Consider the following 16,600-nt stretch of genomic DNA (forward strand, 5'->3'; position numbering starts at 1 on the left):
CGCAGAGAAGCAAACGAAAAACAGGACAACTTTGTCAGGTTGTTAAACAAATTTAAAATATCAATTTTATTATATCAAATAGAGAGAAAAACAGCAAGAATCTGTTTGGAAAATCCCTTGTATTTGCAGAAATAAAACACTCTACTTGGGAAAATAAGAGGGGATGAATGAAAAATAAAGAAAAATCAGAGAAAAAGAAAGAATGAAATCAGGCTGATTTTGTTCTATAAAAATACGCGTATTCTTTTCTATAATATGCAAAATGTGTTAGATCGCTTTTCTACTATTTGAATGGTATACTTATAAGAAAACATACAAAAAAAGAAGTCTTTTTCAGATTATTAATAGGCGCTTACGGATAAGTGAATAATAAATCAGGAGGTTTTCTGTGAATGATAAAAAAGGAGACAAGTTTCATTGATTTGAAACAGGTAAAGATAGACGACCCGTTCTTTTCGCGGGTACAGAATGTGGTAATTCACACGATGCTTCCGTATCAGGAACGGGTGCTTCACGATGAGGTGTCCGGAATCCGAAAGAGCCATGTGATTAAAAACTTCCGCATTGCAGCGGGAGATGAGAAAGGAACGTATTACGGGCGTGTATTTCAGGACAGCGATCTGGCGAAATGGCTGGAGGCGGTGGCGTACTCACTGACCGTCGAGGCAAATCCAGAGCTGGAGGCGCGTGCCGATGCGATCATCGACCTGATCGGGCGGGCGCAGCAGCCGGACGGCTACCTGGATACTTATTTCATTGCGGCGGAGCCGGAACATAGGTGGCAGAACCTGACGGACTGCCATGAGATGTACTGTGCCGGACATATGACGGAGGCAGGTGTCGCGTACTATCAGGCGACGGGAAAGACGAAGCTTTTAGATATCTGCTGCAAGCTGTGCGATCATATCGATCGGCGGTTCGGACGGGAAGCAGGCAAAGTAACCGGCATTCCGGGACATGAGGAGATCGAGCTGGCGCTGATGCGGCTTTATCAGGCAACCGGGGAAGAGAGATACCGGAAGCTGGCGGCATATTTTATCGATGAGCGCGGGCGGGATCCGGAGTTCTTCCATAAAGAAGCGGCGGCTAGAAGCTGGAGCCGCACCGATTACATGGACAAGCAGCCGCCGTCCTACATGCAGAACCACAAGCCGGTGCGTGAGCAGGATACGGTGGAAGGACACGCGGTCCGTTGTATGTATCTTCTGACGGCGGCGGCAAACCTGGCAGCGCAGAATCACGATGAGGCGCTGATGGCAGCCTGCCGGAAGATGTGGGACAACATGGTAGACCGGCGGATGTACATAACGGGTGGAATCGGTTCCACCTATTACGGCGAGGCATTTACCGTGGATTATGATTTGCCGAATGATACCGCTTACGCGGAAACGTGTGCGGCGGTGGGGGTCTGCTTCTTCGCGAAACAGATGCTGGAGACGGATCCGGACGCGCGGTATGCAGATATTCTGGAGCGGGAGATTTACAACGGAACCATCAGCGGCATGCAGTTAGACGGAACGAAATTCTTTTATATCAATCAGCTTGAAGCCAATCCGGGCATGCCGACCAACGCATATGGCGAAGAAGAATACACACCGGAGCGGATCGGCTGGTATGACTGTGCATGCTGTCCTCCGAACCTGGCGCGTCTGATGACCTCACTTGGTTCCTATGTATGGTCTTCAAGTGAAGATACGATCTATTCCCACCTGTTTGTCGGGGGAACGGCTTCCTTTGAAACAGCGGGCGGCGTGAAGATAGCGCTTACATCGAAATATCCGTGGAACGGCTCCGTTACCTACACGGTAGAACCGGAGCAGGCGGGAGCAGAATTTACTTTGGCAGTCCGTTATCCGGGCTGGTGCCATCAGATGCAGGTGAAGGTCAATGGCATACCGGTTTCCGGGGCAGTCAAGACAGACAAGGGCTACTGGATGATCCAGAGAAGCTGGCAGCCTGGTGATACTGTTTCCTGCGAGATGGAGATGGAGCCGGAGCGGGTCTATGCACACCCGATGGTGCGGGCGGATGCCGGATGCGTGGCACTCAGACGCGGACCAATCATCTACACCTTTGAGGGCGTGGACAACGGAGAGGATCTTCAGACACTGCGGATTCCGCGGGAGGCGAAGATTGAAGTGCTTCCGTATCAGGCGGATCTGCTGGAAGGTATCGTGGCGCTGCGCGTGACGGGCTGCCGGAAGAAAGCGGCGGTTAATCTGGCGCTTTATGCAGAAGATGCGGCACCGGAAGAGGTGGTAACCCTGCAGGCAATTCCGTACTATGCATGGTGCAACCGCGGCATGACGCATATGCGCGTGTGGATGCAGGAATAGAGAGATAAAACCGTTTGTCTTATTTTATACTTCGGAGTTGAAAGAATATCCGGGCTATAAGAGAAGGAGAGAGACGTATTATATAAGAAAGAAGGGAGTACGGACATGAAGAAATATATCGGAAAACGTATCATGATTTCTCTTGTCACGCTTCTGATCATCATCCTGGTACTTTTTATGCTGCTGCAGCTGATGCCGGGATCTCCGTTCAACGATGAAAAGCTGACCGCGGATCAGATTGCGATGATGTCGAAGAAATATGGACTGGACAAACCGTTGATCGTACAGTTTTTCACGTATGTGAAGAACCTGCTGCAGGGCGATTTTGGTGTATCGTATGTTATCTCCAAGGATACCTCCATCTCGGTCCTGTTAAAGAACCGTGTGCCGGTCAGCTTTGGAATCGGACTGGAGGCAGTTTCCTTCGGTGCGGTAGTCGGACTGATTTTAGGTATTCTGGCAGCGCTCAAGAAAAATAGCTGGCTTGATACCATCTGTACTGTGATTTCAGTTCTGGGCGTCAGCCTTCCGTCCTATGTTTTTGCATTGGTTATGGCATATTTCATCGGCTACAAGGCACAGTGGCTGCCGCTTCTGTTTGACGGCAAGAGGTTCTTCGCATCGTCGATCATGCCGATGCTGGCGCTGTCGATGTTTACGGTAGCGACGGTGGCTCGATTTACGAGAACCTCCCTTCTGGAGGTGCTGGACAGCGACTACATGCTGCTTGCGGAGAGCAAGGGAATCACGGGACGCCCGCTTCTGGTGCGCCATGCACTTCGAAACGCGCTGATCCCGATCATTACGGTACTGGCGCCGCTGGTTGTCGATCTGATGATTGGTTCCCTGGTTATCGAGAAGATCTTCTCGATTCCGGGCATCGGAAGTTTAATGATTGCAGCGATTCAGTCCAACGATTACAACGTGACGATTTCGCTGGCATTTATCTACAGTGTCATGTACATTGTCCTGATGCTGGTGGTTGACGTCCTGTACGGAATTATCGACCCGAGAATCCGTCTGGCGAAGAAATCGGATTGAGAGGTGATGGCATGAAAAAACGGAGTGACGAAAAGACAGATGAGAAAATGACAGGCGGGGATGCGGCTTCCGTTCGGGAGCATGTGTTATCACCCGAAGAATATTTAAGCCAGATCGAATTTCTGGACGATGATTTTGAATTCCAGCACAAAGACGGCTTTGAACATGTCGATACAAACTTTGCAAGCCAGAGCTACTGGAAAGAGGCAATTGCACGGTTTAAGAAAAATAAGGGCGCAATGTTCAGCTTTGTCTGTATTCTGTTTCTGATTGTGATGGCGCTTGTCGGACCTCACATGAACCAGTTTACCTACGATCAGCAGATTATTACCAACCAGAACATGGCGCCGAGAGTGCCGGGGCTGGAAAATATGGGTATCTTAGATGGTTCTGAGACGATCCGTACATCCACCGGAAGCAAAGAAATCAACTATTATGAGAGCAACGATCTGACCGATACCTACTACTGGTTTGGTTCCGATTCGCTGGGACGCGACCTCTGGACCAGGACCTGGAGCGGAACGCGGATCAGCCTCTATGTAGCGGTTCTGGCGGTATTCATCGACCTTGCGTTTGGTCTGACGTATGGACTTGTATCCGGATATTTCGGCGGAAAAGTCGATATGATCATGCAGCGTATCGTCGAGATACTAAACAGTATTCCGTACCTGATCACGGTTACCCTGCTTTTGTTAGTCATGAAACCGGGGCTTATGTCCATCACGTTCGCCCTGATGTTTTCCGGGTGGCTGGGCATGAGCCGAATCGCCCGCGCGGAGGTCTTAAAGCTGAAAGAGCAGGAATATGTGCTTGCTTCCCGGACGCTGGGAGCAAAGAGTTTCCGCATTATTTTCAAAGAGATTTTACCAAATATTTTTGGTCCTCTGATTACACAGACGATGTTCTCGATCCCGCATGCGATCTTTACCGAGGCATTCTTAGCCTTTATTGGCCTGGGTGTGCCGGAGCCGATGGCTTCGCTGGGTTCCCTGATTTCGAGTGGATATCAGAACTTTACAAGCCATCCGTACATGATCGTGTTCCCGTTAATTGTCATGGGACTTCTGATGCTGTGCTTTAACATGCTGGCGGATGGTCTGCGTGATGCATTGGATCCGAAGATGAAGGATATGTAGGAGGAAATGGCATGGAGAAAAAAGAAGAAATTTTACGAGTGCGGAATCTGGACATTTCCTTCGAGACGACAGCCGGAGTGGTCAATGCCGTCCGGGGCGTCAACCTGACGGTAAACCGGGGCGAGACGGTTGCAATCGTTGGGGAGTCCGGTTCCGGTAAATCGGTTTCTGCGAAGGCGATCATGGGAATCCTGGCAAAGAACGGAACGATCGACCGCGGACAGATCACATTTTCATATTACCGTAACCCGGAGGAACGGGTCACCAGAGAAATTCTGCAGATGAAAAAAGAGGAAATCCGCCGCCATATCAACGGAAAACGGATCGCGATGGTCTTCCAGGATCCGATGACCTCCTTAAACCCGCTGATGCCGGTTGGGAAACAGATCATGGAAGGCATGATCTGGCATTACCATACACCGAAGGAAGAGGCATATGAGAAGGCGCTGGAGCTGATGAAGCTGGTCGGCATTACCGACGCGGAGAAGCGAATCAAAAACTATCCGCACCAGCTCTCTGGTGGTATGCGCCAGAGAATCGTCATTGCGATCGCACTGGCGTGCGATCCGGAACTTTTAATCTGCGACGAGCCGACGACGGCGCTGGACGTTACGATTCAGTCGAAGATTCTGGAGCTGATTCAGGAGATTCAGAAAAAACGGCAGCTGTCGGTTATCTATATCACGCACGATCTGGGCGTCGTTGCGAAGGTTGCCGATTATGTCAACGTCATGTATGCAGGCAAGATCGTCGAGAGCGGCACGGTCGAGGATGTATTCTACGATCCGCGCCACCCGTACACATGGGGACTTCTCTCCGCGATGCCAGATCTGGGAACGGACGACGAACGTCTTTACACAATCCCGGGCAGCCCGCCAAACCTGCTTCACAAGGTAACGGGTGATGCGTTTGCACCGCGGAATAAATATGCGTTAAACATTGACAGTCGTCTGGAGCCGCCGATGTTCAAGATATCGGAGACACACAGCGCCGCGACATGGCTGCTGCATCCGAAGGCGCCGAAGGTCGATATGCCGCCGGAGCTTCGGGATCGAATTGAGAGAATGAAGAAAGAGGGGGGAATCGCATGAGTGCAGTGACAGAGACAAACAAAAAGCCCCTTCTGGAAGTAAAAGGACTCAAGCAGTACTTTCCGGTCAGCCGGAAATTTACCGTAAAAGCGGTTGAGGATGTCAGTTTTTATATCAATCCGGGCGAGACCTATGGTCTTGTGGGGGAATCCGGATCGGGAAAGACGACGATCGGGCGGGCGCTGATCCGCCTCTACGATCCGACCGCAGGACAAATTACCTTTGACGGGATGGATATTTCCGGAAAAATGAGCCGCCAGACAGAGGCGAGACTCAGAAGTGATATGCAGATGATTTTCCAGGATCCGATGGCATGTTTAAATCCGCGCCAGAAAGTAGCGGATATCATTGCACAGGGGCTGGATATCCATCACCGGTACCATTCCCAGAAAGAGCGGACCGAGATGGTGGCAGACATCCTCCACAAGGTAGGTCTGGCGCCGGAACATGCAAACCGGTACCCGCATCAGTTTTCCGGTGGTCAGCGGCAGCGTGTCGGCATCGCCCGGGCGCTTGTCATGAACCCGAAGCTGATCATTGCCGATGAGTGTATCTCGGCGCTCGATATGTCCATTCAGGCGCAGGTTGTCAATCTGATGAAGGACATCCAGGACGAGACGGGGCTTGCATATCTCTTCATCGCCCACGACCTCTCGATGGTTAAATATATTTCCGACCGCATCGGCGTTCTTCATCTGGGCTACCTTCTGGAGACGGGTACGACGGAGGAGATCTTCTCCCATCCGGTACATCCGTACACCCGAAGCCTGATTTCGGCGATCCCGAACCCGAACCCGGTGGTAGAGCGCAGCCGAATTGCACTGCACTATGATTATAAGACGAGCGGTCTGGATTACGGCGCAGGTACGATGCATCAGATTGAGGGCACACATTTTGTGCGCGGAACCGATGCAGATTTGGAAAAATGGGTGTAGATTTAAAAGAAAGCCGATGCATTCCGGCACAAAATCAACCATAATAAATGTGATAAAATGACCTGTTTAGCGGGTGATTTTATAGATGAGCCGAACCAGCAGACAACTGAGGATAGACAGCCGGGACCAGGAAATGCAGCATGAAACGGGAATGGTTTGGTTTTATAAAAAAAACAAAAAAGGAGGAAGTATTATGAAGCTAAGAAAAGTAATGGCGTGGACGCTGGCTTCTGCCATGTTTGCTGGACTTTTGGCAGGCTGCGGCGGCTCGACCCAGACAACAGAGACAGCAGCGGCTGAATCTGGAAGCGAAGAGGGCGGCAGCTCGGCTGAGGGCGGCAAGGTGCTTCGCTATCAGGCAAGCACTCTGGTAGACTCCCTGGATCCGGCACTTTCCAACGACTACACATCCAGTGGTGTTATCTCCCAGTTTATGATGGGTCTGATGACCAAGGATGAGTCAGGTGCTCCGGTTTACGGCGTGGCGGAGAGTGAGGAGAAGTCCGAGGATGGTCTGACCCTGACCTTCAAGATCCGTGACGACGCAAAATGGTCCAACGGCGATCCGGTAACGGCAAACGATTTCGTTTACGCATGGAGACGAGTAGCCGATCCGGCAACAGCAAGTGATTACCAGTTCTTTATCACAACCGCCTGCATCGCAAATGCAGAAGAGGTAACAACAGGTGAAAAACCGGTTGAGGAACTGGGTGTAGAGGCAGCGGACGATAAGACATTAGTCGTAACTTTAAGCTCCCCGTGTGCTATCTTTGATTACCTGATGGCATCCGGCGCATGCTTCCTGCCTTTAAATCAGAAATTTGTAGAGAGCTGTGGCGGTAACTTTGCAACTTCCGCAGATACCCTGTTAGCAGATGGTCCGTTTAAGGTATCTTCCTATGAGCCGTCTGCCATGAAGGTAGAATTAGTAAAGAATGATCAGTTCTTCGGTGCATCCGATGTGAAACTGGACGGCGTTGAGTTCTCGATCATTACCGACAGCCAGACAGCAGCCCTTTCCTTTGAGAATGGCGATCTGGACGTTGTAACCTTAAGCGGCAACCTGGTAGAGCAGTATGAGGATGATCCGAGATTCTCCACCAGAAGTGACGGTTACAACTGGTATCTGACCCCGAACATGAAGAAAGAGGGGCTTGACAATGTAAATATCCGTAAGGCACTGGCAAAATCGTATGACAAAGAAGCGATCACAACCCGTGTTCTGAAAGATGGTTCCACACCGATGGATTACTTCGTACCGCAGGGTCTTGCAACCAACGAAAAGGGCGAAGATTTCCGTGAGGCAGCAGGCAGCGCATACGACAGCTGGACCTACGATGTAGAGGCAGCAAAAGAGCTGTGGAAGACAGGCCTTAGCGAGCTTGGCAAAGATTCCTTATCCTTCACTTTAATGTGCGAAGATACTGATTCTGCACAGGCTGTTGCACAGTTCTTACAGAGCGAGTGGCAGAACAACCTGCCGGGTCTGACCATCGAACTTCAGGTACTTCCGAAGAAAGCCCGTCTGGAATACATGCAGAAAGGTGAATATGATATCGGTCTTACCCGCTGGGGTCCGGACTACGCAGATCCGATGACTGATCTGGATATGTGGATAACCGGCAGCTCCACCAACTACTCCCAGTTCTCCGATGCAGACTACGATGCAACCATCCAGTCCGCAAAGAAGGGCGATCTGGCACTCGACCAGGATGCTCGTTGGGAAGCTTTAGTTGGCTGTGAGAAGACGCTGGCAGATCAGTGTGTTCTGTTCCCGATTTACGGACAGTCTGTAGCCGTTATGACCAATCCGGATGTAAGCGGTATCCAGTACTACTCCGTAGGACTTCCTTATCTGTTCATCAATGTAGATAAAAAGTAATAAATAAAAACAGATGGATCAAAATCTGAAATGATTTTAGATTCGAAGCGGACCGCAGAGTGAGAAAATGTACCCTGCGGTTCACTTTTTTGTTATTTTATGGTATTTTCGCTGTCAAACTGCAGCCTGCTTGTAACGGTTCACAGGTAGGAATTTTCTGAACTGAAAATTCCGTACGATACAGTAAGGGATGATTTACACGAATCGGAAATGATGATACAATCATAGAAATAGTACAGAGTATTGAGGTGGAAAAATGGCAGGGAAAAAACGAAACAGCAGCTTTGAAATACTGACAGCCATGCAGGACTTAAACACCCCGGCGGGAGCACTCCAGCTGGCGCAGATCCTGCATCTTCCGTCCGCCAGCATCGGGCGGGAGCTTCTGGAGCTGGAGAAAGCAGGGCTGCTTGTCAAGGTGCAGAACAAGGGGCGGATCCTGACGCCGCAGGGCGAACGCTTTCTGGAAGAAGAACGGTCACGCCGGGAGAAGATGAAGGCGGCGAATGAGCTTATTGAGGCGGCGTCGATGGAGACAGAAAGCGGGCTGGAGGATATTCTTTTGGTGCGGAAACTCCTGGAAGGATATGCGGCGGAGGCATGTGCAGAGCGGATTGAGCCGAAGGAACTTCAGAAATTAAAAGATCTGCAGGCAGACTATCTCTATGCAATCCGCCATGGAAGGGCGGGAAGCGAGGAAGATCTGGCGTTCCATCTGAAGATCGCGCATCTCTCAGGCAGCCCATCTATCCTGCGGATGTTAAAGCTCATCCTGACCGACCAGGACGCTTATGCGCGCTTCAACCAGGCAGCAGTCCGCTCTGACGAAGTCCGGAAAAATGAACACGAAAGCCTTCTGGCAGCGATTGAAGCCGGAGACGGGGCACTGGCGCGCCGGGAGATGGAGCGGCATCTGGAGCATGTAGGGGAGAACCTGCAAGCGTATTTTGCGGGGAGAAAGTAGAATTTGTACGGATTATAAATAAGAAAAAATTTATGCAAATCACATCTTCGATGCGGAAGCTGTATGTGCATGAATTCTGTTCTTAAATATGCTTGCGTTATCTGAAACAAAAAATAATGGTCTGCAGAATAAAATTTAAAACAGAAAAAGAAAATGAAAAAAGATACTTAAAAATGTGAGGATTTATAGCGGATGAATAACAGATATTCATGTTTGATTATGAATCAAAAAGATATAAACTTCATATAAATGAAATTAAAGTGAACAAAATTCATGGTCAAACAAACGAAAATGAAAAATCACGAAAGTGTGTGGAGCGTTATTTTTTTAAAAAATACTCGATCAAATAGTGGGAAGGAAGAATACAAATCTTTAAATAATACAACATTTGAACGGAAGTTATGCTGAAATTCTGTAAGTAAACAGATATTACAAGGGTAAAATAGCATGTTGAAAATCCCGTATTGAGGTAAAATAAGGGGCGAACAAGTGTCCTGTCGATGTAAAAAATTTCAAAATTATGAAAAATGAGATTGACTTTCGATGAAAAGCAGAGTACCATAGAGGTATCAAAACCAAAATAGAAACAATCTGTTTTTCGAGCCGAAATTGCTAAGCGGGAAACCGTATGCAGTCAGGCCAATGGGTACATCTGGAAATGGAAGTGCCTTCCGCATTTGAAAAGAAAGAGAGATTCGCTTTACATCGATGGATACGGGAAGCTGTCAGGCTTCTTGTATAGATAGGGTATATATGTGCTGGCAGATAGGTATAGATATAGGTGTATCCATATCTATAGGTGCAGATGTATATACAAACTCGAATACGTTAGGCGGTACTGTCTTTTCAGAGGCGGTGCCGCTTTTCTTTTTGTGTTTCTAAGAACAGGAGGTGCGGATGGAGCCGGATATTAAAAAACTGAACCAGCTGCTTTTATCGGGAAGCTGCTGCAGTCAGGCACTTGTATCACTGGGACTTACCCTTAAGGGCGAGGAGAACCCGAGCCTTTTGAAGGCATCTGCAGCACTCTGTCTGGGAGTCAGAAGCGGGCTGACCTGCGGAGCTTTGACCGGTGCGGCGATGATGATGGCGCTCTTTGAGCCGGAAGCGGCATACAGCGAGATGATACCGGAACTGGCAGACTGGTTTCAGGAAAACTATGGTGAAATCTATGGAGGAAGTGATTGCCGTTCGATTTTAGGAGATAACATGGCCAACAAGGCACTTCGGTGTCCCCAGGTGGTAGAGAATACCTACCGCAAGGCCAGAGAACTTCTGGAAGACTATGGCGTGGATCTGGCGGATCTGGCAGAGATGCTGGAAAACGCGGATGACTAAGGAATAGCATTAGGTACGATGCGGAAGGATAGTCGGAAGCATCAGGGCTCTATTTATTTTAAAGAAGGAGGACGAAACAGCATGAAATTAAGAAAAATGATGTTGAACATCAACGGTGTTGATCGTATGTTTATGTGCGATCCGGAAAACGATAAACTGTCAGATGTTCTGCGCCGGATCGGTCTGACCGGTGTTAAGGTTGGATGTGGAACCGGTGTCTGCGGTTCATGTTCCATCATTCTGAACGGACAGGTAATCCGTTCCTGTACCAAGAAAATCAGCCAGGTAGAAGAGTATTCCAAGATTACCACCATCGAGGGTATCGGTACTCCGCAGCATCTGCATCCGTTACAGGTTGCATGGATGAACTGCGGTGCTGTACAGTGTGGTTTCTGTGTACCGGGCTTCATCGTTTCCGCATATGCTCTGTTAGAGCAGAACCCGGATCCGACCCGTGAAGAGGTTCGTGACTGGTTCCAGAAGACAAGAAACGTATGCCGTTGTACCGGATACAAACAGATTGTAGATGCAGTTATGGCTGCAGCTAAGGTTATGCGTGGCGAGTGCAGCATCGAAGATATCAAGTTCCACAATCCGGAAGATGGCAACTACTACGGAAAACCGGTTGTTCGTCAGGATGCACTTGGTAAAGTTTGTGGTCTGACCGACTACGGCGATGATCAGGCTCTTAAGATGCCGCAGGGCGTTTTATATGCAGCTATCGTTCAGCCGAAGGTTACCCATCATGCAAAGATTCTGGCTATCCATACTGAGGAAGCTGAGAAGATGCCGGGCGTTGTTAAGGTTATCACAGCAAAAGACCTTATCGCAGCAGGCGGAACCAACATCATGGCTGAGGGTCAGTTCCATGAGAGAAGTACTGTTATGACACCATCCCGTAAAGTTCTTCAGGATGAGAAGATCTATCGTTACGGTGATGTTATCGCTATGGTAGTAGCTCATACACATCGTCAGGCTCGTGCAGCAGCCGCTAAGGTTACGATGGAATACGAGCAGCTGCCAGAGTATCTGACATATCTGGATGCAGTTATGCCGGATGCTATCCGTATTCATGAGGATACTCCGAACATCTTCTGCGAGCAGCCGGTATTAAAGGGAGCAGGTCTGGAAGATGCAGAAGAGGTAAGAGACTTAATTGACAAAGCACCGCATGTAGTAGAAGGAAGCTTCTCCTCCTCCCGTGAGCCGCATCTTTCCATCGAGGGTTGTGTACTTCAGTCTTACTGGGGCGATGATGGTCTGCTGACCATTCAGTGTAAATCCCAGTGTGTATACTCCTCGATCGGACGTCTGGGTAACTGCCTTGGTGTACCGAAGGATAAATACCGTATCATCATGAACCCGACCGGCGCAAGCTTTGGATGGTCTACTAACGCAGGCGATATCGCACTGTGTGCAGCTTGTACCGTAGTTACCGGCGAGCCGGTATCCCTGTCCATGTCCTATGAAGAGCATCAGCACTTCAGCGGAAAACGCTGCCCGGCATACTCCAATGGCCGTCTGGCATGTGATAACGAAGGTAAGATCCTGGCTGCTGAATTTGATATCGGTATGGACCACGGTGCTTACTCCTGGGGCGGTGACGACGTTATGACCAAACCGGCACGTTTCACCTTCTTCCCGTACAATGTACCGAACGTAGCAGGTCTGGTTCGTGTAGCGAACGTTAACCATGCATTTGGTACCGCTTACAGAAGCTACGGTTCTCCGCAGGCATATACACTCAGCGAGCCGCTGATGGATATGATGGCAGAAGAACTGGGCATGGATCCGTTCGAGTTCCGTTATAAGAATATCTGCCGTGAAGGCGATAAGAATATCAACAGCTATGTATATCCGCAGTATCCGATGGAGAAGATCATGGATACCATGCGTCCAATCTATGAGAAGGCAGTGGCTGATGCGAAAGCAGCTGACACACCGGAGAAGAGAAGAGGCGTTGGTATCGCATGGGGCGGCTTCAACGTTACTGAGGGCGGCGGCGACAGCGCAGAGGTTGCTCTTGAGCTTATGCCGGGCAACAAGATCCGCAAATACGACACATGGCATGCAATGGGCCAGGGTGCTACAACCGGTTCTCTGGTAGTAACACTGGAAGCTCTGAAAGAAATGCATCTGACACCAGAAGATATCCAGCTGATTCAGAATGATACCAAGACCTGTCCGGATACCGGTATGGCTGGTGCCAGCCGTTCCCTGTACATGGATGGTAATGCAACCATCATCGCGGCTAACAAGCTTCTGGCAGCTATGAGAAAAGAAGATGGTACACTTCGTACCTATGATGAGATGAAGGCAGAAGGCATCGAGACCAAGTATCTTGGCCGTTACGAGACCAACACAACTCCGGGTCTGTGCCGTCTGGATCCGAATACCGGTATCGGCGACCCGACTCCGGCATTCACATACTGCCTGAACCTGGCAGAGGTTGAGGTTGATACGAAGACCGGTAAGACTACCGTTCTGAAATTCACCTGTGTTGACTTCGTTGGACGTATCGGTAATATCGATGCTGTTAACGGTCAGGCATACAGCGGTATCATGCATGGTATCGGCTTCGCCCTGAAAGAGGACTACGCAGACGTTAAGAAACATGCGAACATGTTTGGCGCTGGTACTTCCTACATCAAGGATGTTCCGGATGATATCGACCTGATTCATATCGATGGCGCTATCTCTGATGGTCCGTTCGGCTCTTCAGGTGCTTCTGAGGCATTCCAGGCATCTGGCCACTGTGCAGTTCTGAATGGTATCTACAATGCCTGCGGCGTACGTATCCACGAGATCCCGGCACTTCCGGAGAAGGTAAAAGCTGGTCTGGATGCAATCGCAAAGGGCGAGAAACCGTACGAGCCGAAGAAATACTTCCTTGGTTCCGATATGTATGAGGAACTGGAGAACATCAAAGAGAATCCGGTACAGGTAGGAACCCAGAGCTTCTACGTATCCCTGGATGATCCGACGGCAGAGCGTCCGTTCTAATCCGAATCGGAAGAGGAATGCGTGGCTGCACATGAAGCGGGCAGCTGCGGCAAGGCGTATCGCGTGATTGTAAATAAGAATTAAATAAAAGCTGCTGCGAACCTGCAGAATCTATGTTTAGAGAGGTAGGTTTTGCAGCGGCTTTTTTGTGTAATAGGAAATTCCTTGGAATTCCCTATTACGCACAAAGGCACTAACGTGCCAATGATGCGCACTCGCGCGAAGATGTAGGTTGTCGCAAGCGACCGCGCTCGGCGCGAGAATGTGCCAAGGCACATTCTTTTTTATAATAGGAAATTCCTTGGAACAATGATGCGCAAGCGACCGCGTTCGACGCGAGAATGTGCCAAGACATATTCTTTGGTTATGGTGTATAATAAAAAGTATTAAAATGGGCTCCTGGAATTTTTACTTATCGATTGAGGACGGGATAAATGATTCTGGGAGAGGATAAATGGTTACTGTTCACGGGTAGGCACTTTTGGAACCGAAAGTGCCGTAAGAAAACGTGGTGGCAGCAGGAATTTGCCGTATTTAAATGCGAAGCCACGGCAAATTCCGTTACTGGGCACGTATGCGTGAACAGTAACGATAAATGCAGGAGAAAAGAAAGGAGGTCCGCCCTGTGAGCTATTTGGAAGATTTTGAGAAGACGCTGGCGGAGAAATGCCATCAGAACGAGCCGCCGTTCTGTCAGGCAGCCTGTCCGTTCCGGCTGGATATCAAGGGGCTGGAAGAAAAGTGGAAAAAGGGACGTTTCAACGCGGCGTACCGGACCTATCAGAATACGGTGGGATTTCCGGATATTGTGTCGAAGCTGTGCAGCCATCCGTGCGAGAAGGCATGTCTGCGTGCGAAGCTGGACGGGGGAATCGCGATCGGGCTTTTAGAGCGGGCGACGGTCGAGTACGCGAAGCGGAAGGCACCGAATGCGTATAACCTGCCGTCGAAAGGAAAAAAGATCGCGATCGTCGGAGGCGGTCTTTCGGGGCTTGGCTGTGCACTGCGTCTCTGCAATAAAAAGTACGAGGTAACGGTTTATGAGCGGGAAATGGTTCTGGGCGGTCAGGCGAGAAACCAGATGGATCCGGCGGAATTTGATGCAGAGATCGAGGCGCAGTTCCAATTTGAGGAATTTTCACGCCATCTCGGTGAAACGGTAACGGATCTGGAGGCACTCCGGGCGGACTATGATGCTGTGTATGTGGCAACTGGGGCAGATGGCGCGGACTTTGGTCTGGAAATGGACCCGAACGGCGCATTTGCAACCCGGACACCGGGCGTTTTCATTGGAGGTTCCCTGACAGGCGGCGACAGCATGAAGGCGCTGGCAGATGGGCTGGCGGTTTCGCTTGCGATCGAACGGTATCTGAAAACGGGCGGCATGAATGAGCCATTTCGAAAGGAAGGGACACTTTTAAATCTTCAAACGAATGGGATCGAGCGTGCCGATCGGGTGGTTCCGGCAAACGGGGAATCGTATACGGAGGAAGAGGCGATGCAGGAGATCGCGCGCTGCCAGAAGTGTTCGTGTGATGCCTGTATGCGTGCCTGTGATCTGATGCGCCTGCATGAGAAAACACCGCGCCGTTTGTATGAAGAGGTTTACATAACAATCCATCCCGGTACGTTATCGCGCGATGGTACGTGGGCGACCAGACTGATCAGCACCTGCGACCACTGCGGGCTTTGCAAGGAAGTCTGTCCGCAGCATATCGATTTCAGCCAGTTTCTGCTTGACAGTATGCGGGCAATGCAAAAAAAAGGCGCGATGCCGTGGCCATTCCACGATTTCTGGCTGCGCGACATGGCATATGCCTCCGGAAAAGCGGGACTTACGCGGAAACCGGAGAATGTTAAGAAGAGTTCCTATGCATTCTTTCCGGGATGCCAGCTCGCCGGTTCGGATCCGCGCTATGTGACGCGGACGTATGAGTGGTTGCGTTCCAAAAAGCCGGATGCGGCGATCTGGATGACCTGCTGCGGTGCGCCTGCCGAGTGGGCAGGCGAAGTGGACATCCACGCGGCACATCTGGAGGAAATGCGGCGGCAGTGGAGAGAGCTTGGCGAACCGACAGTGGTTTTAGCATGCCCGAACTGCCGGAAGATGTTTGAAGAATACCTGCCGGAGCTTCCGGTTGTCTTTCTGGCGGAAGTGATGGAAGAGTGGGGCGTGGAGACGGCTGGAACGGCTGGAGAGCCGTATGCCTTGTTTGATCCCTGCGCCAGCCGCTATTACCCGGAATTGCAGGAGAGTGTGCGGCATCTGGCGGATGCAGCAGGGATTACGTGGGAAAATCTGCCGTATGACGGGAAAAAGGCGCGCTGCTGCGGATACGGCGGGCATATCGGGATTGCTTCTCCGAGCCACACAAGCTATATGACAACTTCCCGTGCAAAAGAGGAGGAACTGCCGTATGTGACCTACTGCGTCAACTGCCGGGAGTCCTTTGCCGGACAGGGTAAGGAGGCGGTTCATATCCTCGACCTGTTGTTTGGGTTAAATGGCGCGGGGCGCCCGGCGGCGACGGTGACGGAGCGCTGGCACAACCGCCTGGCGGTGAAACGGGAACTGCTTAAGACGTACTGGAATGAGACGATCGAAGAGGAAACACATATGAAATTAGAAGTTGAGAAGGAGCTGGAACGCAAATTGTCAGCGAGCCAGATTTTGATTGAAGATATGGAACAGGTCATTGAACACTGTGAGCGGGAAGACCGCGGCATCATCGACCCGGAGACGGGACATCGGATCGGGCATCTGAAGATCCAGCATATGACCTACTGGGCAGAGTATGAGGTGCTGCCGGACGGCGGTTATAAGCTCTGGAATGGCTACAGCCACCGCATGAATCTGGAAGGAGAGTGATGAGT

General features: G+C 50.3%; 10 protein-coding genes and 1 riboswitch. All 10 genes read left to right on the plus strand.

What is annotated here, in order from left to right; translation table 11 throughout:
* Positions 1-392 precede the first annotated feature (392 nt).
* The 10 genes from DWY89_RS11395 to DWY89_RS11440 all read left to right on the plus strand — a co-directional run bounded on the left by DWY89_RS11395 (position 393) and on the right by DWY89_RS11440 (position 16,595).
* The gene (locus DWY89_RS11395) at positions 393-2,336 is read left to right on the plus strand and encodes a beta-L-arabinofuranosidase domain-containing protein (RefSeq protein WP_118523832.1); all 1,944 of its coding nucleotides are present in this window, start codon (positions 393-395) and stop codon (positions 2,334-2,336) included.
* Between the two features lie 105 nt (positions 2,337-2,441).
* Positions 2,442-3,377: an ABC transporter permease gene (locus DWY89_RS11400; RefSeq protein WP_118524694.1), complete on the plus strand. Its 936-nt coding sequence runs from the start codon at positions 2,442-2,444 to the stop codon at positions 3,375-3,377.
* A gap of 11 nt (positions 3,378-3,388) precedes the next feature.
* Positions 3,389-4,513 carry an oligopeptide ABC transporter permease gene (opp3C, locus tag DWY89_RS11405; RefSeq protein WP_227589457.1) on the plus strand — a complete coding sequence of 375 codons (1,125 nt, stop codon included), beginning with the start codon at positions 3,389-3,391 and terminating at the stop codon, positions 4,511-4,513.
* 11 nt (positions 4,514-4,524) lie between these two features.
* Positions 4,525-5,604 carry an ABC transporter ATP-binding protein gene (locus DWY89_RS11410; protein ID WP_118522274.1) on the plus strand — a complete coding sequence of 360 codons (1,080 nt, stop codon included), beginning with the start codon at positions 4,525-4,527 and terminating at the stop codon, positions 5,602-5,604.
* Positions 5,601-6,539: an ATP-binding cassette domain-containing protein gene (locus DWY89_RS11415; protein WP_107000910.1), complete on the plus strand. Its 939-nt coding sequence runs from the start codon at positions 5,601-5,603 to the stop codon at positions 6,537-6,539. The genes DWY89_RS11410 and DWY89_RS11415 overlap by 4 nt, the downstream gene beginning before the upstream one ends.
* Before the next feature lie 193 nt (positions 6,540-6,732).
* The gene (locus tag DWY89_RS11420; protein WP_243022819.1) at positions 6,733-8,421 is read left to right on the plus strand and encodes a peptide ABC transporter substrate-binding protein; all 1,689 of its coding nucleotides are present in this window, start codon (positions 6,733-6,735) and stop codon (positions 8,419-8,421) included.
* Positions 8,422-8,677: 256 nt separating this feature from the next.
* Positions 8,678-9,385: an FCD domain-containing protein gene (locus DWY89_RS11425; RefSeq protein ID WP_118524695.1), complete on the plus strand. Its 708-nt coding sequence runs from the start codon at positions 8,678-8,680 to the stop codon at positions 9,383-9,385.
* A gap of 584 nt (positions 9,386-9,969) precedes the next feature.
* Positions 9,970-10,089, plus strand: a riboswitch (molybdenum cofactor riboswitch).
* Positions 10,090-10,282: 193 nt separating this feature from the next.
* Positions 10,283-10,723: a DVU_1555 family C-GCAxxG-C-C protein gene (locus DWY89_RS11430; protein WP_118523835.1), complete on the plus strand. Its 441-nt coding sequence runs from the start codon at positions 10,283-10,285 to the stop codon at positions 10,721-10,723.
* 81 nt (positions 10,724-10,804) lie between these two features.
* Positions 10,805-13,726, plus strand: coding sequence for a molybdopterin cofactor-binding domain-containing protein (locus tag DWY89_RS11435; RefSeq protein WP_118524696.1), 2,922 nt, complete (start codon positions 10,805-10,807; stop codon positions 13,724-13,726).
* A gap of 625 nt (positions 13,727-14,351) precedes the next feature.
* A complete protein-coding gene (locus DWY89_RS11440) occupies positions 14,352-16,595 on the plus strand; it encodes a pyridine nucleotide-disulfide oxidoreductase/dicluster-binding protein (RefSeq protein ID WP_182434572.1) in 2,244 nt (747 codons plus the stop codon).
* Positions 16,596-16,600: the final 5 nt, after the last annotated feature.

The sequence above is a fragment of the Clostridium sp. AF27-5AA genome, assembly GCF_003478415.1.
GTDB lineage: Bacteria > Bacillota > Clostridia > Lachnospirales > Lachnospiraceae > Otoolea > Otoolea fessa.